We start from the raw sequence: 17,517 nt of genomic DNA on the forward strand, positions 1-17,517 counted from the left end.
GCGCCGGGTCGGCCACCGGCGCGCGCCCGTTCTCGATCCGGCCGGCATCGAGGTCGCAGCCGACGCCGACGTCGTACCAGCGGCGGCGGCCAGCGGCGCACGCGCCGGTGCGGCGCAGGAAGGTGCGGCGGCCGACCGTCGGCCTCGGCGGCTACGGCGCCAGCTGCGACGGCCCGCGCAGCAGGTCGAGTCCGAGCGCCGGCGCCTGCGGCGCCTCGCTCCACGCCAGCGCGATCGTCGTCGTCGACGCCGGCCGTACGGTGTCCATCACGATCTCGCCGGGCTTCGGCCGCCCGCCGACGCTCGTGTAGCCGGCGTCGCGGCGCATCTTCACGAGGTTGCTGATCGACTCCTCGTAGTACTTCGTGCGCGTGACCGCCGACTGCGCCGGGTCGAAGGTCTCGACGACGAGCGCGTAGGGCGACGGCGGCGGCGGCGCCCAGGTGAGGACGGTGCCCATCGGGCCGGTGTCGCTGATTTGGGGCGTGCGGCGCGTGAGCGGGCTCACGACGGCGAGGTCGGACAGCAGCACGTTGCTGCCGTCGAGCGTCGCGTCGGGCGCGGCCTTGCGCAGGCGGGCGCCGTCGCGCACGACGACCTTCCCGGGTTTCACGAGCGCGCGGGTGCCGGCCCTGGTCTCGACGTAGCGCACGCGGCCGCGCTGGAGCACGACACCGGCGTCGCTCGCGCCGTCGCGCCCGACGGTGGCGGTGGCGCGGACGGGGATCGGCGCGGCGGCGGCATGGGCGGCGGCGGCGAGCAGGTCGTCCGCCTGGGCGGCCCGGACGGGCGGCGGAGCGACCGATGAGGCGGCGAGCATCGCGCCGGCGAGCGCCGGCACGAGCAACGCGCGCCGGCACCGGCTATGTTGGTGGCGCGGCATGCGGGGATCATCGTGAAGGCGGCCGCGCGGATCAAGGAGAACGCATGACGACGCCCGCTCGCCGCTGGATGCTGCTCGCGCTGGTGCTCGCCGTGGTGGTGGCGGCGCAGTCGGCCTGGCTGCTCTGGCCGTGGGCGCGGGAGCTGGTGTCGCCGTCCGAGGAGACGGCGGCGGCGCGCGGCTGGCGGCTCGCAGGCCAGCTCGGTTGCTTCGGCTGCCACGGCCCCGACGGCATCGGCGGGGTCGCGAATCCCGGCAGCAAGGAGGGCGAGGTTCCGGCGTTCACCGAGCAGACGCAGATGATGTACGTGAAGACGCCGCAGGACCTGCGCGAGTACGTCCTCGACGGCGCGCCGCGCCGCCGGCTCGACGATCCCGACTACGTCGCGCAGATGCAGGCCGCGGCGTTGCACATGCCGGCGTACCGCGGCTTCGTCACCGACGCGCAGCTGGAGGACCTCGTCGTCTATCTGCGCGCGACCTCGGGCCAGCTGCTGCCGCACGGCAAGGACCTGAAGCCGCAGGAGCGCGGCTACGAGCTGGCCCTCGAGCTCGACTGCTTCGGCTGCCACGGCCCGCTCGGCGCCGGCGGCGTGCTGAACCCCGGCTCGTTCAAGGGCTATATCCCCGGCTTCTGGGGCGAGGACTTCGACGAGCTGGTCGCCGACGACGCCGAGCTGCGCGCGTGGATCGCCGACGGCCGCGTCCCGCGCATCGCCGACCATCCCGTCGGCGGGGTGTTCTTCGAGCGCCAGCGCGTGAAGATGCCGGCGTACGGGCGCTTCCTGCCCGCCGGCGACGTCGCGGCGCTCGCCGCCTACGTGCGCTGGGTCCGGGACGGCTCGTGGCGTCCCGAGCTCCAGTGACGCGCCGTCGTCAGGCCGGCGCGCCGGCCTGGATCCAGGCCAGGATGCGGTAGAGCTCGGCGTCGGTCAGGCACGGGATCGTCGGCTCGACGCCGCAGCTCTGCGGCATCTTGATGTCGATCGCCGGCGGCTTGAGGCCGATGCCGAGGAGCTTCTTGGCAAGGAAGCTCTTGGCGATGCTGCCGGGCTTGACCTCGGGCAGCTTGCCGCCGGTGGCCGAGGGGGCGTTCACGAGCTCGGCGTATGCGACGTCGGGATCGAGGTTCAGACCGCCGCCCGTGCCGTTCGTCGAGTTCTCGACGTCCTGGCCGGCGTGACAGCCCGTGAAGCTCGTGCAGGTCGCCGTGAGGATCGGCTGGATGTCGCGCGCGAAGGACGGCGCCGCGGGCTTGCAGACGAGGGTCATCTTGTCGGGGTCCTTCTTGCCGTCGGCGACCACCGTGACCTTCAGCTTCGCCTTGCCGTCCTTGATCTTGCCGAGGCCGTTGGAGCGCTTCACGGGCACCGCGAAGCCGGGCGTCGTACACTGCCCCGGGGTGAGCGCCTGGATGGCGCTCTGGAGCGCCGCGCCGGCGGCGAGGTTCTTCGGCGCCACCTTCGCGCTGGTGACGCTGGTCACGCCGCAGCTGCCGTCGACGTCGAGGCACGCAGTCAGCGGGAAGGTGCAGACGCCGTCCGCGACGCCGTCCCCATCGCACGCCTCGCCGTCGACGCAGATCGTGGTCGCCGCGCTGACGCCACCCCATCCGACGATGCAGTCGGTGGCGGCGGGACCGCCCCCGCCGAAGCACGCGGGCGCGCAGGTCTGGGCGCCGGCGGTGCCGAGCGCGAGACCGGTGAAGAGGACCAGGGCGGGGACGAGCGGACGAAGCGGCATGACGACCTCCGGAAAAGCGATGGAACGCCGGAGGATTTCGTGACCCCCCACAGGTGTCAACGGAGTCCGACGCGAACGGCTGGATGCGCCGCTGCGAGGGCGGACGCCGGACGCCACTGGCGGACGCGCCGCTCACCAAAAGGTGACGCGAAGACGGTGACAGGCGGCGCATCGGTGCGCGCCGAAGCGCGCGAAGGACCGTGACGGGAGCGGCGCCAGTGCAGCCGCTCCCGCGTGCGGGACGTCAGTCGATCTTGCTGACGTTCGCCGCCTGGAGCCCCTTCGGCCCCTGCGTGACCTCGAAGGCCACCCGCTGCCCCTGATCCAACGAGCGGAAGCCGCTGCCGGAGATGGCCGAGTAGTGGACGAAGACGTCCTCACCCTCGTCCGTCGTGATGAAGCCGTAACCCTTCTGCCCGTTGAACCACTTGACCTTGCCCTGAGCCACGGGACCGTCTCCTTCTCTCTCGCGAAAGCGCGTAACACTCCGGTGCCGTGCGACGGAACTGCCCCCCGGCCCGCGAAGCGCGGCGGGGTCTAGCATGTCGTCTCCTCGAAAGGCAACACGAATGCACGGCAATTCGCGTCGCGCGAGGCAAACTTGCAAACCCGGGCGGCGTTGATAGAGAGCCCCGCCATGGCGTTGGCAGCGGGACGGCCGCCCGCGACGTCCGCGCCGCAGCGCCGTCGGCCGGCGGGCGGTCGGCGGTCGCGACGCCTGCGCCAGCCGCCGCGCTGGCGCCAGTGGCTCGAGTACGGCGTCGTGCGCGTCGTCGTCGGCGTCCTCGGCGTGCTGCCGATGTGGGTCGGGCTGCGCGTCGGCGAGGCCGTCGCCTTCGTGGCGTGGGCGCTCGACGTTCCGCATCGCCGCATCGGCGCGATCAATCTCGCGATCGCGTTCCCCGAGAAGACGCCGGCCGAGCGGCGCCGCATCCTGCGCGCGTCGTTCCTGAACCTCGGGCGCATGGCCGCGGAGCTCGCACATCTGCCGCGCCTGTCGGACGCGCGCCTCCGCGACGTGGTGCGCTTCGCCGACGAAGCCTGGTGGTCCGAAGCGATCGGCTGGGAGCGCCCGACCGGCGTGATGATCCTGAGCGGGCACTTCGGCAACTGGGAGCTCCTGGTGTTCGCGCATGGGCGGCGCGGGCATCCGGTGACCATGGTCCATCGCGCCATCGCGAACCCGCTCGTCGACCGCTGGTTCAACGCGCTGCGGGCGCGCGCCGGGACGCGCCTCGTGCGCAAGAGCCGCGCCGCGGGCGAGGTCCTGAAGGCGCTGCGCGACAAGCAGCTGCTGGTGCTGCCGTTCGACCAGAACTCCACCCGCGGTCTCGGCGTCTTCGTCGATTTCTTCGGGCTGCCCGCCAGCACCAACTCGGGCATCGCCCGCATCGCGCTGCGCGCCGACGCCCCCGTCGTGCCGGTCTTCATCGTGCGCGACGGGCATCGTGCTCGACATACGGTCCACGTCCTGCCGATCATGGACGTCGTGCGGACGGGGGACATGGTCGCCGACGTCCGACACAACACCGAGCGCTTCTCGCGCGTGTTCGAGGAGATGGTGCGCCGGCATCCGGAGCAGTGGCTCTGGATGCACAAGCGCTGGAAGACCCGCCCGACGGGCGAACCGAAGATCTATTGAGGCGATCGTCGATGTCCGCACGCAAGCGCAAGCGCAACCGTCGTTCCGCCGCCGCGAAGACCGTGGCGAAGCCCGCGACTCCCAAGGTCGCACCGCCGGCGCCGGAGGCGCCGAGTGCCCGCACGCTCGAGCGGCGTCTCAAGCAGGCCGAGGCCGCGCTCGAGGCGCTGCGCCAGCGCCACGCGAAGCAGCTCGAGGCGGTGCGCCGCGCCGCCGATCGCAAGCTGGCCGAGCTGGTGCAGGAGATCGTCGCCCTCCGCCACCACGAGGCCCGCGCCGACATGCTGGCGCGTCTGCTGGCCGAGCGCACCGCCGCCGCGGAGGCCGCCGCCGCGGCGCCGTCCGCCGAGGAGTCGAACCATGCCGAAGCTTCGCGTCCTGCTGGTGGATGACCACACCGTCGTTCGTCAGGGCCTGCGCAAGATCCTCGAGTCCGACGACGAGATCGAGATCGTCGGCGAAGCCGGCGACGGCCGCACCGCCGTCGACATGGTGCAGCGCATGCGGCCGCACGTCGTGGTCATGGACGTCGCGCTGCCCGAGCTGAACGGCATCGAGGCGACGCGGCAGATCACGAAGCGCGTCGACGGCGCCAAGGTGCTGGTGCTGACGATGCACTCCGACGACGTCTACGTCCGCCAGAGCCTGAAGGCCGGCGCGCGCGGCTACCTCCTGAAGGACTCCGAGGACCTCGACCTGATCAAGGCCGTGAAGGCGGTCGGGCAGGGCGGCTCGTTCTTCAGTCCGTCGGTGTCGAAGGTGCTCCTCGCCGGCTACCTCGGCGACCCGACCGGCAAGGAGGTCGAGGACAACCTCGCGCTGCTGACGGATCGCGAGCGCGAGGTCCTGCAGCTGATCGCCGAGGGTAAGACGAACAAGGACGTCGCCAGCCTGCTGAACGTCTCCATCAACACCGTGGAGACGCACCGCAAGCACGTCATGGAGAAGCTCGATCTCCACAACACCGCCGAGCTGGTCCGCTTCGCGGTGCGCAAGAAGATCGTCCACTGAGCGCCGCCCGGCCCGCGGCTGCGGCTCGCCGTGGCCGCGCCGGCTCGGCGTCCCGGTCGGTGCTTTCGACTCGCGCCGGGCGCCGGTACGCTGCCGGCGCATGCGGTGGGGTCGGACGTGGGCGGCGGCGGAGCCCGGAGGGCGGTCGTGAGCGTGGCCGATACCGGCGCGCGGCTCCTCGTGCGCAGCCTCGAGGCGCAGGGTGTGACGCACGTCTTCGCGATTCCGGGCGCGAAGGTGGCCCCGGTCGTCGACGCCCTCGCCGACACGAGCATCGAGACCGTCGTCTGCCGCCACGAGCAGAACGCGGCCTTCATCGCCGGCGGCCTCGGGCGGCTCACCGGCCGCGCGGGCGTCGTGCTGGTGACCTCGGGCCCGGGCGTGTCGAACCTCGTCACCGGGCTCGCGACCGCGAGCACCGAGGGCGATCCGGTGGTCGCCCTCGGCGGCGCGGTGCCGGTCGCCGAGCGCTTGAAGCAGACCCACCAGAGCCTCGACGCCGTCGCCCTGATGCGGCCGGTGACGAAGTACGCCGCCGAGATCGACGCACCCGGTGCGGTGTCCGAGGCGCTGGCGTCGGCGTTCCGCGCCGCGGAGTCGGGGCGGCCGGGCGCGGCGTTCCTGGGGCTGCCGAAGGACGTGATGGAGGCGCCGGCCGTCGGCTCGGTGCTCACCCCGGCCCGGGTACCCGCGCCGGGCGCCGCCGACCCCGCGGCGATCGCCGAGGCGGCGCGTCTCCTCGACGCGGCCGAGCGGCCCGTGCTGCTGCTCGGCATGCTCGCGGGCCGGCCGGCCGCGGCCGCCGCGCTCGGCACGCTGCTGGCGCGGGCGCGGCTCGCGGTCGCGGGCACCTACCAGGCCGCGGGCGCGGTGCCGCCCGAGCGCGTCGACTGCTTCGGCGGCCGCGTCGGCCTCTTCCACAACCAGCCCGCCGATCGCCTGCTCGACGACGCCGATCTCGTGCTCGCCGTCGGCTTCGATCCCGTCGAGTACGACCCGGCGCTGTGGAATTGCGACCGTCGCCGGACGCTCGTCCATCTCGACGCCGTGCCCGCCGATCCCGACTGCGCGTATCGACCCGACGTCGAGCTCTTCGGCGACGTCGCGGCGACGCTCGCCGCGCTCGCGGCCCGCGTGCGCGCGCGGCCGCAGCCGGCGCAGGCCGCCCTGCTCGCCGAGATCCGCGCGGGCTTCGCCGCGCTCGCCGCCGAAGCCACCAGGCACGGCGGCACGCCGGTCCATCCGCTGCGGATCGTGCATGCGCTGCAGGAGCTGCTCGACGACGGCGCCACGCTCTGCTCCGACATGGGCTCGTTCCACATCTGGATGGCGCGCCACCTGGTGGCCCACCGCCCGCGCCAGATCCTGATCGGCAACGGCCAGCAGACGCTCGGCGTCGGCCTCCCGTGGGGCATCGCCGCCTGCCTCGCGGATCCCGGCGCGGCGGTGATCTCGGTGTCGGGCGACGGCGGCTTTCTCTTCTCCGCGGTCGAGCTCGAGACGGCGGTGCGGCTGCGCTGCAACCTCGTGCACCTCGTCTGGATCGACGGCGCCTACGACATGGTGCGCATCCAGCAGGTGGCGGCGTACGGGCGCGAGGCTGCGGTGCGCTTCGGCCCGGTCGACGTCGTGCGGCTCGCCGAATCGATGGGCGCCGCCGGGATGCGCATCGAGTCCGCCGACGCCGTCGGTGCGGTGCTGCGTGCGGCGATGGCGCAGCCCGGACCCGTGGTGGTCGGCGTGCCGGTGGACTACCGCGACAACCCCGGCCTCATGGCCGCCATGCACGAGGGGATCGTCCATTGAGTCGTGCGCCCCGCGTCACGCTGCTGCTCGCGGTCGTCGCGCTCGCGGGCGCCGCGATCCGGCCGTCCGGCGCCGGCGCTCGCATCGGCTCGCCCATCCCGACGCGGTTCGCGCAGGGGCTCGACATCCCGCCGCGGCAGCAGTGGAACGCCAACTCGGGGTACTGCGGCGAGACGAGCTTCCTCAGCGCCGGCCTCTACTTCGGGCAGTACACGTCCCAGTGGACGGCGCGGGCGATCGCCTCGCCGGGCGTCGCGCAGTCGAATCCCGACAGCCAGCTGCTGCTCGGCGTGAACGACGTCGCGGCGGCGCGCGCCATGCGGCTCGAGACCGTGACGTTCTACGACCGCACGCAGCGTACGGTGCCGTCCTTCTTCGCGTGGGTGAAGAGCAACCTGCTGCGCGGGCGCCCGGTCATCGTCGGCGTCCTCAACAACGTGCGCATCCTCGGCGAGCCGCTGCCCGGCTATCGGACCTACGACCACATCGTGCCCGTGATCGGCGTCGGCTCGGGACGCTCGCTCGCGCGCCACGCCGACCGCGCCTTCGCGAGCGACGTGCTCACCTTCAGCGACAACGGGCTGTTCGGCGCGCCCGGGCAGACGACGCCGTTCGTGTTCAGCTACCGTCTCTGGCGCCTGCCGAAGTCACGCCGCGCCGCGAACCGTTCGGACGGCGCGGTCTACTCGCTGCGCGACCGGCCGCCCAACTACGCCGTCGCGGTGACGGGCGTCGCCGACCTCGACGGCGTGACCATCCCGGTTCGCCTGACCTCGGACCGCGACGGCGAGCCCGAGATCCCCGATCCGTCGGACGTCCCCCCGGCGCCGGTGCCGATCACCCTCACGGCGACGGTGACGATCCCCGATCCGTCCGTCGGCTACCGGCTGTATCGCTACGCCGACTTCGCCGACGTGCCGGCGGCGCGCTTCAACGCGTCGGCGGCGCTGGCCGCGGAGTCGTGGACGATCCCGCCGGGCGGTGGCGCGGAGCTCGTGGTGCGGATTCCGACCATGTCCGACGCGACCGTCGTCCTGCGCGCGGTGCCGGCGTCGGCGCCCTGACCGGGCGCGCTATGCCGCCGCGACGCTCCTGCTGCGCACCGCCGGCAGGCTCAGCACCGGGAACACGAAGCCGAGCCAGGCCGCCGCGGTGACCGACACCAGGCCGCCCGACAGGCCGGAGAGCCCGAAGACGAACGCCGGCGCGACGATGCCCACCATGGCGCCGGCGAGGCATGCACGCATGCCGCGGCGGCGCGCCTCGGCCGCGGCGCGGCCGAGGAAGAACGCGAGGCCGGTCGCGAACGCGAGGACGGGGATCGCCGCCAGCGCCTGGGTGGCGTTGTGGAAGACGACGTAGGCGCGCGGGTCGTAGAGGAAGAGCTCGTAGGCGAGCGCGAGACCCAGCGTGCCGCCCCAGATCACGGACCGCAGGCGGGGCCGGCGGGCCAGGAGATCGCGCGGGCAGACGAGCGCGAGCTGCGTCGCGCCCGCGACGAGCCCGGTCTCCGCGAGCACGTGCAGGCGGAAGAAGGTGCCGCGGCCGTAGAGGTCGATCGCCGTGAAGGCGAACACCGCCGCGATCCAGCCGAAGACCGCGAAGCCGCGGAACGCCGCGCCCAGCTCCCAGCGCTCGCCCGCGATCGCCGCCAGGAGGAGGTAGGCGAGGCCGGTCACGAAGTACGCGCCGAAGACGAGCAGGTGATCGCGCGGCGTGAACGTGCGGGCCGGCACCGTGCGGGTCTCCTCGCGGCCCGCGTCGGTGAACGTGTAGCGCACGGCACCGCCCGGCCCCGCGTCGCCGGCGGCCCGGTAGGCGTCGGCGGCGGCTGCGGCGGGCCGGTCGTCGACCGCGACCAGCACCTGCTGGTACAGCGGGCGGCCCGTCGCGACGCCGGGCCAGTCCGAGAGGCCCGCCGACGGGATCACCCGGTTCGGCATCACGAAGAAGCCGGGGAACGCGGCGCCGCGCCAGGCGAGGGATTGGACGAGCGCGAGCGTCCCGAGCGCGAGGATGCCGATGGAGAGCGCGCGCCGGAGCATGCGGGCGTGCGGCATGATCGCCTCCCGTGTCCCGCGGTCGTCAGTTGCGCTCCTCGGGGTCCGACATGATGATGAGCTGGAAGGGCGGGGTGGCGCCCGGCGCGGGCCGGTAGCCGTTCGCCATGCGGCCGGTGATCGCGACGACGACGCGGTCGTGCTCGATGTGCGGCGTGCCGTCGTCGTGCCACTCTTCGTCGTCGCTGGTGGCGAAGCGGTCCGCCCAGCGGTGCTGCTCCTTGTAGGTGCGGAACTCGTGGCGCCAGTAGCTCAGCACGTCGCTGATGTCGCCCTCGCCGCGATACAGATCGAATAGCCCGGGCGACTTCGGGTCGAGCATCTGCATGAGGAAGCCCTGCTCGTTGTACATGACGACGTCGACGGCGCCGAAGGTCACCGGGAAGCCGAGCGCCGCGCCAGTGAAGCGGGTCGCGTTCGACACCTGGCTCACGTCGACCGGAATGTAGATGGTGCCGAAGCGGTCCACGCCGGCGCGGTACGTCGGCTTGTTCACCGCCTCGGTGAACTCGTGGACCTGGAGCGGCCGGCCGGTGATCGTGAGCTTGTCGTCGGTGAACGTCGCGAGCCGGCGGCCGTCCTCCCACACCGTCACCTTGCAGGGGCCGAAGGGCAGATTCGGCACGCGGACGCGGATCTGGTTCTTCCGCTGGCGATCCGCGAAGTCCTTGCGCTTGATCGCCTTGGCGCGGCTCCAGGCGTTGCCCCAGCCGTAGGCGGTCTCGAACTGGACGTCGTACTTCCGCCCCTCGCTCAGCGACGAGTGGAAGATCGAGATCGTCTGATCCGCATAGGCCACGAACGGGCGGATGGAGACGCGCGGCGGGGGGGCTTTGTCGCACCCGCAGCCGGCAGTCGCGTCCTGCGGGCCGAGCAGCATGGCGATGGTCGTGATCAGAAGCGCCGCGAGCGAGGTTCGCATTCCGTGTCGTCCTCCGTGTCGGTGCGCACTGCGGGGTTGCCCGATCCCGCGTGGCTGCATGACGACTTTGCACGCCCCGGGCCAGAGCGGGCCGCTGCCGGATTCTCGGGGAAATCGGCTCCGGGAGGTTGCGGAGGTGTGCCACGACGGCGAGTGGCACGTGCCGCCTGGCGCAGTCGGTGGGCGCCGATGGCACACGCTGCGGGCCGCGCGGGCCGCGGCGCACGGCGTCCCGCAGGGCTCACGCCGCGGGGCGTGCGTCGGCGTCGACGACGCGGCTCGCCGGCATCGCGATGGTGAAGCGCGTCTCCGCGCCGGGCGCGGAGACCACCGTCAGCGTGCCCCCGAAGGTCTCTTCGACGAGCTGGCGCGCGATCCAGAGCCCGAGGCCGGTGCCGCGGCCGGGCTCCTTCGTCGTATAGAGCTCGTCGAAGATGCGCGGCAGGACGTCGGGCGGGATGCCGCCGGCCCGATCGGTGACCGTGCACCGCACGGCGTCCGCCGTCCGCTCGAGCGCGATCGCCACCACGCCGTCGCGGACGCCATGGTCCTCGTACGCGTCGATGGCGTTGCCGACGAGGTTCACCAGCACCTGGCCGAGACGCGCGGGGTCGCCGCGCAGCGCGAGGTCGCCGCCCGCGGTGTGCGTCAGGCGGCATTCGGCGGCGCGCAGGCGGTGCGACAGCAGGGCTTCCGTTTCGGCGATCACGTCGGTGACGCGGAAGACGCTGCGCCCGTCCGACGGCGTCTCGCGGCTGTGGAGCTTCACCTTGGCGATGAAGCTCGACGCCTTGCGTGCCCAGCCGGCCGCGGCCGTGGCCGCCTCGAGGAGCTCGCCGGCGATCGCGCGGTGGTCGTCGCGCGTCACCCCGGGGTCGTCGATCGAATCGAGGTACTCCTGGGCGAGGTCCGTGGTGACGCGCAGGGAGTTGTGCACGGCGCCGAGCGGCGTGTTCACCTCGTGGGCGATCCCGGCCGCGAGGCGGCCGAGCGTCGCGAGCCGGTCGGCGCGCAGGAGGCTCGTCTGGTTCTTCTCGAGCTGCGTGTAGGCGCTTCGCAGCTCGTCGAGCGACTCGTTGAGCTCGGCGTTGGCGCTCTCGAGCGCGCGCGTGCGGTCGCGGACCTGCCCTTCGAGCCGGGCGTTCAGCGCCTCGAGCTCGGCGAAGGCCTGTGCGCTGGTGAGCGCGAGCGCGAGCTGGGTCGCCGCCGCGCGCAGGAACGCGTCGTCGTAGGTGCCGTACGGATGCCCCGACGCCTTGCCGCCCAGCGCGAGGAAGGCGATCGGCGGGCCCCAGCTGCGGATGGGGATCAGCAGCTCGGTGCCCTGCCCGCGCCAGACGGCGGGCAGGGTGCGGACGCCGTCGTCCCATTCGTATCGCGTGAGGATGCGGCCCTCGGCCGCGCGGGCCGCGAGCGCCGGCGGCAGCAGCAGGTGCTCGGGGCCGTGGAGGCCCGTGATGCGCCGGAAGCCGCCGTCGCCGTCGTCCCAGTACGTCGCCCACTGCGTCGGGCAGACGGTCGTTGCGAGGGCCTGCTCGGCCTGCGCGAGGACGTCGTGCCGCGTGTGCGCCGATGCGAGCCCGCGGCCGAGCGCGGCGAGCGCGCTCTCCGAGTCGTAGCCGCCGCGGAAGAAGACCCGATCCACCGCCGCCTGTACGCGCCGCTGGAGCGGCCAGAGCAGGAGGATCATGGCGAGGTTCACCACCGCCGACAGCGGCGTCGCCGCGGCGAGCGTGCCGTTGCCCGGCAGCAGCGTCGCCATCACCGCGAGCAGGCCGAGGTAGCCGCCGGCGGCGAGCGCGATGACGATCACGTACGTGGTCGCGCGGCGCAGCAGGACGTCGATCTCGAACAGGTCCTGCTTGACGATCGCGTAGCCGACGCTGATCGGGAAGAGGAGCGCGGGCAGCACGCCGAGGTTCACCGCGACGCGGCCGCCGAGCAGCGCCGACGCCCCCATGGTCACCGCCGGCGCCAGCATGCCCGCCGCGGTGCCGAGCGCGACGACGCTGATGCGCCGGCGCACCAGCGGCGACGGGCTGCGCAGATAGTCGTGGACGACGGCGACGATCACGAGCAGCGCGGCCAGCCCGTGCGCCGCCGTGACGAGCAGGTGCATGAGCGAGTACGCGCGCGGCGTGTCGAGCGCGGCCTCGTAGACGAGCGCCACGACGCCGAAGCCGGCGTAGAGCGCGACCAGGATCGGCCGCCGCCGGGTTCCGAAGCGATCGGTCGGGAAGACGGTCGCGAGGTGCAGGAACGCCGCGGCGAGCCAGGTCTCGGCGAGGACGTGCAGGCGCACGAACCACCATGGCCCGTAGAGATCGACGGCGGTGAGCGCGAACAGGCCGGCCGCGGCGCCGGAGCTGAGGAGCCCGACGCTCGCCGGGGTGCGCGGCGCGACGAACGCCACCCACGCGCCCGTCCCGAAGAAGACGAGCCCGAGGCAGACGAAGGCACCGAAGAGAAAGACGTAGTCGCGTCCGGCGAAGCGCCGCGAGCCGACCCGGAGCACCTGCTCCGTGCCGTCCGGGCTCCGCAGGCGATAGACGAACGCGGTGCCGGTCGGCGACGCGGCCACGTGCTCGTAGAGCGCGTCGGCCGAGGCCACGGGCCGGCCGTCGATCGCCACGACCTCGTGCTGGAAGAAACGCGAGGGCGGCCCGTCCGTCCACTCGGGCAGCGCGATCGACGGCACGACACGGTTGCCGAGGACGAGGAAGCCGGGGAACGTGCGCCCCACCCACTGCGTCGAGTTCCAGCCGACGACGGCGAGCAGCGCGAGCATCATCGTGCTCGTCGCGACCACGGCGCCGCGGACCAGCCGGACGCTCACGTCGGCCTCCGCCGCCGCGCGAGGTGCAGCGCGAGCAGGCCCGCGCCGGCGAGCGCGATCCAGGCGTCGCCGAAGCGCACGTAGGGCGTCGTGCCCGTGCGGTCGCGCAGGCGCACCAGCAGCGTGCCCGCCTCGTGCGGCGGCAGGAGGGCGGCGATGCGGCCGTCCGCCTCGACGGCGGCGGTGATGCCGGTGCCGGCGGCGCGGACGAGCGGGCGTCCGGTCTCCACGGCACGCAGGAGCGTCGCCGCGAAGTGCTGCCACAGGGCCGCGCCGTCGCCGGCGTCGAGCCACGCGTCGTTGGCGACGACGACGAGCATGCCGACGTCCTGCGCCGCCAGCCGTCGCACGAGCGGCGGGAAGATCGCCTCGATGCACACGACGACCCCGAGCCGCGCGTCGCCCGCCGCGACGGGCACGGCGTCGCTGCCCGGCGCGTAGGCGGGCTCCTCGCCCGAGGCGGCGGCCCACGGCATCCATTCCGCCAGCGGCACGAGGTGCTGCTTGTCGTGCACCGCGGCGACGGCGCCGTCCGGCGTCATGTGATGGACGGCGTTGCGCGCCTCGGCGGTGCCGGCGAGCCGCGGGCCGCCGAAGAGGAGCCCGCCCTGCGTGCGGCGCGCGACGCCGCGGAGCGCGGGGACGAGCCCGGGCTCGGCGTCGAGGTAGAAATCGACCGCGTTCTCGGGCCAGACGACGAGGTCGGGCCGCGCGGAGGCGGTGGCGTCGCCCGACAGGCGGACGTAGGCGCCGAGCGTGCGGGCGAAGTACGTCGGGTTCCAGCGTAGCCCGTTGTCGACGTTGCCCTGGACGAGGACGAGCGTCCGCTCCCGTCCCGCGGCGGCGGGCGGCGGGCGGAGCCCCCAGGCGAGCGTCGCGGCGAGGAGCACGCCCGGGGCGAGCAGTGCGAGCGCGCGCCGGCGCGGCGCCGCCGTCGCCTCGGCCACGGCGACGCTGGCGGCGACCATCACGAACGACACCGCGTAGGCGCCGCCGAGGTCCGCGATCCGCAGCACCTCGGGGTGGCGGAACTGCGTGTGCGCGAGCAGCGCCCAGGGCAGCCCGCTCAGCGCGGTCGCGCGCACCCATTCGATCGCCACCCACAGCCAGGCCGCGACGAGACCGCGCGCCGCGAGCGGGGTGCGCGCCTCGACGCGCGCCCAGGCGCCGGCGAAGACGGCGAAGCCGAGGCCGCCGCACCACAGCCAGAGCCCGAGGCCCACGGCGCCGGCGCGCAGCGGCTCGGCGTCGAAGTAGCGCTGCGCCGCGCCCACGACCCAGCCCGTGATGCCCCACGCGGCGAGCATGCCGAAGACGAAGCCCGCGCCGGCGGCGGCGCGCGGTCGCAGGCCGCGCAGCGACCACACGAGGAGTCCGGGGGCGAGCCAGCCGAGCCCGGCCCACGCGTGCGGCGGCGAGGCCAGGACGTAGAGGCCGGCTGCGCACGGGACGCCGATCACGGCGGCCCACGGCACCGCGCGCGCACCGGCCACCGGCCGCGCCGCCAGGCCGGGGTGGGTGCGCGCCTCGGGCGTGCTCACGTCGCGCCTCGTTCAGCCGGCGGCGGCGCGGTCGAGGCGGTCGACCGAGCCGCGCTCGACGTCGGCGGCCGGCAGTGTCAGCGTGAACGTCGAGCCTGCACCCGGCGTGCTGTGCACGACGAGGTCGCCGCCGAGGAGCCGCGTGAGCTTGCGCGCGAGCGCGAGGCCGAGCCCGACGCCGCCGTGCGTGCGCGTGGAGGAGCCGTCGATCTGACGGAACGGCTCGAAGATCGTCTCCTGGTGCGCCGGTGCGATGCCCGGGCCGGTGTCCTCGACGGCGAAGCGGACGACGTCGCCCGCGTCCGTCACGCGCAGCGTGACGCTGCCGCGGTCGGTGTACTTGGCGGCGTTGCCGATGAGGTTACGCAGCACCGTGCGCAGCTTGGTCCCGTCGGCGAGGAGGCGGGCGGGCGTCCCGTGCCAGACGGCGCGGAACGTGATCGGCTTGTCTTCGAGCAGGACGCTGGCGAGCGTCTCCAGCTCGCGGACGAGCTCGCCGACGTCGAGCCAGTCCGGCGCCGCCGCCGCGACGCTGGCCTCGAGCTTGGCGTGCGCGAGGAAGTCGTTCACGAGGTCGTTGAGGTTCGTGACCGCCTGCTGGATCGAGGCGAGCGGCGCCTGCGCGTCGGTGGGGAGCGGGCCGAAGTCGCCGTTGGCGAGCAGCGACGCGTAGCCGGACACGATGTTGAGCGGCGTGCGGAACTCGTGCGAGCAGTTGGCGACGAGCTCGCTCTGCAGCCGCTCGCGCTCGCGCAGCGTCGCCACCAGGCGATGCGCCTTCAGCGCCACCGCGACCCACGTGAGCAGCTTCTCGGGGTCGTCGGCTTTGTCGTGGTAGCCCTGGATGTCGAGCTCGGCCAGCATCGCCCGCGGCGGTCGATCGCCGGCGTAGCCGGTCTGGAGCACGATCTGGAGGTACGGATCGAAGCGGCGGACCAGGCGCACCAGCTCGGCGCCGGTCATGCGCGGCATCAGATAATCGAGGATCATCAGGTCGACGTCGTGCTCGCGCAGCACCGCGAGCGCCGCGTCGCCGCCGTCGGCGAGGAGCACGCGATGGCCCTCCCGCTCGAGGAGACTCTGGACGGAGAGCAGCGTGTCCTCCTGGTCGTCGACGACGAGGATGGTGTGGCCGCTGCTGGATCGGGTCGAGCGTCGCGCCATGACTCGCGCGGCGGGGCAGACGCCGCGCCACGCGAAACAGCAAATGCCGCGCCACGAAACCGCCGCCGATTCGCTGCGGTATCCTCCCCTGCGCGCCGCGTGGCACGTCATTCAGCGGGCGGAGCGCCGCAGAATCGTCGCTCGTGGGGAGGAGCGGGACGACGCACGCCGCACGGCGCGTGCGCCTGCGCCTGCCGGCCGGGTTCGCTTGACCGCGCTCGGTCGGTCGCTCTAAGCACTCGGCCGGCGTGAGCAAGACCGCCCTCGACAAGGCGCGCGAGGCGCCCCGCTCCACGAAGGCGCGCATCCTGGCCGCCGCCGAGGAGGTGTTTGCGGCGCGCGGCTTCGCCGGTGCGTCGACGCGCGAGATCGCGGCCCGCGCCGGCGTCAACATCTCGAGTCTCCACTACCACTGGGCGTCGAAGGAGACGCTCTACCTCGCCGTCTTCCGCAACGTCTTCGACCACATCACCGAGCTGCTCGGGCGCGCGGTGCAGGGCGTGCACGACGCCCAGCTCGATCGCCACGGCGCCGTCGAGCGGGTCATGTCCGACCTGTTCGACTACTTCGCCGACCATCCCAACGTCACCCGGCTCCTCGTCCGCCGCATCGTCGAGGACCAGGAGGCCGACGGCGGGCTCGAGCGTGACGTCCTCCAGCCGGCCTGGGCGATGTTCGACGCCTGGCTCGCCCGCTTCGGCAAGGCGAGCCAGCCCGGTGAGTCGCGGCTCTTCATGCTCTCGCTGCAGTCCGTCGTCCTCGTCTACCTCCTCGACAGCCAGGCGTACCGCAGCCTGCTCGGCGGCAGCGTGCGCGAAGCGCCGTTGCGCGAGCAGGTGCGTGCCCACGTGCTGCACCTCGTGCACACGCTGCTCGGCGCCTGAACGACCCATCAAGGAGCCGCATGCGCGCCCTCATCACCGCATCCTTCGATCCCGCCGCCAGGGCACGCCTCGAGCGCCACATGTCCGTGGTGCACGAGGACTGGAAGGCGCGGCACCACATCTGGTTCGACGGCGGCGAGTTCGCCAAGCACATCGCCGCCGTCGGCGCCGACGTCCTCATCGTCGAGGCCGACCTCGTCCACGCCGACGTGCTCGACACGGTTCCGCTCCGGATGATCGGCGTCTGCCGCGGGGAGCCGATCAACGTCGACGTCGAGCTCGCGACCAAGAAGGGCATCCCCGTCTTCCACACGCCCGGACGCAACGCCGACGCGGTCGCCGACCTGACGATCGGCTTCATGCTGGCGCTGCTGCGCCATCTGCCGGCCATCGAGGCGACGTACCGCGGCGGCGATGGGCGCGTGGAGCAGGCGGCCGACTACCTCCAGCTCTACACCCGCTTCACGGGCCGCGAGCTGGGCGGTCTCACCGTCGGCCTCCTCGGGCTCGGCGCCGTCGGCGCCGAGGTCGCCGCGCGCCTGGTGCCGTTCAAATCGCGGCTCCTGGCGCACGATCCGTTCGTGACCGCGCCGCCGCCCGGCGTCACGCTCTGCGACCTCGACACGCTGCTCGCCGAGAGCGACGTCCTGAGCCTGCACGCGCCCGTCACCGCGGAGACGCAGGGCCTGCTCGACGCCGAGCGGCTCGGCCGCATGAAGCGTGGCGCGCTCCTCGTCAACACGGCGCGGGCCGCGCTCACCGACGAGAACGCGTTGTTCGACGCCCTGCACGGCGGCCACCTCGGCGGCGCCGCACTCGACGTGCTGGCCGACGAGCCGCTCCAGCCGGGCAACCGGTTCCTCACCCTGCCGAACGTCATCTGCACGCCGCACATCGGCGGCGCGACGCTCGACGTCACCCGTCACCAGAGCGAGATCGTCGTCGACGCCATGGAGAAGTGGCTCGCCGGCGGGCGTCCGCGCTGGATCGCGAACCCCGCGCTGCTCGCCGGCCGGGAGTGACGG

General features: G+C 73.4%; 16 protein-coding genes. 8 read left to right on the forward strand and 8 right to left on the reverse strand.

All coding sequences use genetic code 11. From position 1 onward, the window contains the following. Nucleotides 1-151: 151 nt before the first annotated feature. Nucleotides 152-883, reverse strand: coding sequence for a hypothetical protein (locus tag KIT14_06050; GenBank protein ID MCW5890098.1), 732 nt, complete (start codon nt 881-883; stop codon nt 152-154). Nucleotides 884-927: 44 nt separating this feature from the next. Between KIT14_06050 and KIT14_06055 the strand changes: the two genes are divergently transcribed. Then, a complete protein-coding gene (locus tag KIT14_06055; protein MCW5890099.1) occupies nt 928-1,749 on the forward strand; it encodes a c-type cytochrome in 822 nt (273 codons plus the stop codon). Between the two features lie 10 nt (nt 1,750-1,759). On the opposite strand, the gene KIT14_06060 is transcribed toward KIT14_06055, so the two are convergent. Next, nucleotides 1,760-2,626, reverse strand: a complete 867-nt coding sequence (locus tag KIT14_06060; GenBank protein ID MCW5890100.1) for a hypothetical protein — start codon at nt 2,624-2,626, stop codon at nt 1,760-1,762. Between the two features lie 244 nt (nt 2,627-2,870). Then, the gene (locus KIT14_06065; GenBank protein MCW5890101.1) at nt 2,871-3,074 is read right to left on the reverse strand and encodes a cold-shock protein; all 204 of its coding nucleotides are present in this window, start codon (nt 3,072-3,074) and stop codon (nt 2,871-2,873) included. Nucleotides 3,075-3,263: 189 nt separating this feature from the next. Between KIT14_06065 and KIT14_06070 the strand changes: the two genes are divergently transcribed. From KIT14_06070 to KIT14_06090, 5 genes are all read left to right on the forward strand, one after another. Beyond that, on the forward strand, nt 3,264-4,268 hold the full coding sequence (locus tag KIT14_06070) for a lysophospholipid acyltransferase family protein (GenBank protein MCW5890102.1): 1,005 nt from the start codon (nt 3,264-3,266) through the stop codon (nt 4,266-4,268). Between the two features lie 11 nt (nt 4,269-4,279). Then, the gene (locus KIT14_06075; GenBank protein ID MCW5890103.1) at nt 4,280-4,660 is read left to right on the forward strand and encodes a hypothetical protein; all 381 of its coding nucleotides are present in this window, start codon (nt 4,280-4,282) and stop codon (nt 4,658-4,660) included. Next, on the forward strand, nt 4,629-5,279 hold the full coding sequence (locus tag KIT14_06080) for a response regulator transcription factor (GenBank protein MCW5890104.1): 651 nt from the start codon (nt 4,629-4,631) through the stop codon (nt 5,277-5,279). Before KIT14_06075 ends, KIT14_06080 begins: the two co-directional genes overlap by 32 nt. A 147-nt stretch (nt 5,280-5,426) precedes the next feature. Next, a complete protein-coding gene (gene alsS, locus KIT14_06085) occupies nt 5,427-7,085 on the forward strand; it encodes an acetolactate synthase AlsS (GenBank protein MCW5890105.1) in 1,659 nt (552 codons plus the stop codon). Next, entirely contained in the window at nt 7,082-8,149 is a 1,068-nt protein-coding gene (locus tag KIT14_06090) for a hypothetical protein (protein MCW5890106.1), read from the forward strand. Before alsS ends, KIT14_06090 begins: the two co-directional genes overlap by 4 nt. Nucleotides 8,150-8,158: 9 nt before the next feature. Here the strand turns inward: KIT14_06090 and KIT14_06095 are convergent, their stop codons facing one another. The 5 genes from KIT14_06095 to KIT14_06115 form a co-directional block, all read right to left on the reverse strand. Further along, a complete protein-coding gene (locus KIT14_06095; GenBank protein ID MCW5890107.1) occupies nt 8,159-9,145 on the reverse strand; it encodes a hypothetical protein in 987 nt (328 codons plus the stop codon). A 25-nt stretch (nt 9,146-9,170) separates the two neighbouring features. Continuing rightward, nucleotides 9,171-10,067, reverse strand: a complete 897-nt coding sequence (locus KIT14_06100) for a hypothetical protein (protein ID MCW5890108.1) — start codon at nt 10,065-10,067, stop codon at nt 9,171-9,173. Nucleotides 10,068-10,308: 241 nt separating this feature from the next. Continuing rightward, nucleotides 10,309-12,903 (reverse strand): hypothetical protein, encoded by a 2,595-nt coding sequence (locus KIT14_06105; protein ID MCW5890109.1) that lies wholly within the window; start codon nt 12,901-12,903, stop codon nt 10,309-10,311. Continuing rightward, on the reverse strand, nt 12,900-14,444 hold the full coding sequence (lnt, locus tag KIT14_06110; GenBank protein MCW5890110.1) for an apolipoprotein N-acyltransferase: 1,545 nt from the start codon (nt 14,442-14,444) through the stop codon (nt 12,900-12,902). Before lnt ends, KIT14_06105 begins: the two co-directional genes overlap by 4 nt. A gap of 12 nt (nt 14,445-14,456) precedes the next feature. Then, a complete protein-coding gene (locus tag KIT14_06115) occupies nt 14,457-15,608 on the reverse strand; it encodes a HAMP domain-containing histidine kinase (GenBank protein ID MCW5890111.1) in 1,152 nt (383 codons plus the stop codon). 248 nt (nt 15,609-15,856) lie between these two features. Here KIT14_06115 and KIT14_06120 point away from each other — a divergent pair, with 248 nt between their 5' ends. Together KIT14_06120 and KIT14_06125 are read left to right on the forward strand one after the other, a co-directional pair. After that, nucleotides 15,857-16,492 carry a TetR/AcrR family transcriptional regulator gene (locus KIT14_06120; protein ID MCW5890112.1) on the forward strand — a complete coding sequence of 212 codons (636 nt, stop codon included), beginning with the start codon at nt 15,857-15,859 and terminating at the stop codon, nt 16,490-16,492. Nucleotides 16,493-16,512: 20 nt separating this feature from the next. Next, nucleotides 16,513-17,514 carry a 3-phosphoglycerate dehydrogenase gene (locus KIT14_06125; protein ID MCW5890113.1) on the forward strand — a complete coding sequence of 334 codons (1,002 nt, stop codon included), beginning with the start codon at nt 16,513-16,515 and terminating at the stop codon, nt 17,512-17,514. Nucleotides 17,515-17,517 lie beyond the last annotated feature (3 nt).

It is taken from the genome of bacterium, from assembly GCA_026129405.1.
Lineage (GTDB): Bacteria > Desulfobacterota > Binatia > DP-6 > DP-6 > JAHCID01.

What these genes read in the sequence shown, in the direction of transcription:
- KIT14_06075 (MCW5890103.1), top strand. Translation starts at nt 4,280, where the DNA reads ATGTCCGCACGCAAGCGCAAGCGCAACCGTCGTTCCGCCGCCGCGAAG.
- KIT14_06060 (MCW5890100.1), bottom strand. Translation starts at nt 2,626, where the DNA reads ATGCCGCTTCGTCCGCTCGTCCCCGCCCTGGTCCTCTTCACCGGTCTC.
- KIT14_06115 (MCW5890111.1), bottom strand. Translation starts at nt 15,608, where the DNA reads ATGGCGCGACGCTCGACCCGATCCAGCAGCGGCCACACCATCCTCGTC.
- KIT14_06055 (MCW5890099.1), top strand. Translation starts at nt 928, where the DNA reads ATGACGACGCCCGCTCGCCGCTGGATGCTGCTCGCGCTGGTGCTCGCC.
- KIT14_06070 (MCW5890102.1), top strand. Translation starts at nt 3,264, where the DNA reads ATGGCGTTGGCAGCGGGACGGCCGCCCGCGACGTCCGCGCCGCAGCGC.
- KIT14_06050 (MCW5890098.1), bottom strand. Translation starts at nt 883, where the DNA reads ATGCCGCGCCACCAACATAGCCGGTGCCGGCGCGCGTTGCTCGTGCCG.
- KIT14_06100 (MCW5890108.1), bottom strand. Translation starts at nt 10,067, where the DNA reads ATGCGAACCTCGCTCGCGGCGCTTCTGATCACGACCATCGCCATGCTG.
- KIT14_06095 (MCW5890107.1), bottom strand. Translation starts at nt 9,145, where the DNA reads ATGCCGCACGCCCGCATGCTCCGGCGCGCGCTCTCCATCGGCATCCTC.
- KIT14_06080 (MCW5890104.1), top strand. Translation starts at nt 4,629, where the DNA reads ATGCCGAAGCTTCGCGTCCTGCTGGTGGATGACCACACCGTCGTTCGT.
- KIT14_06125 (MCW5890113.1), top strand. Translation starts at nt 16,513, where the DNA reads ATGCGCGCCCTCATCACCGCATCCTTCGATCCCGCCGCCAGGGCACGC.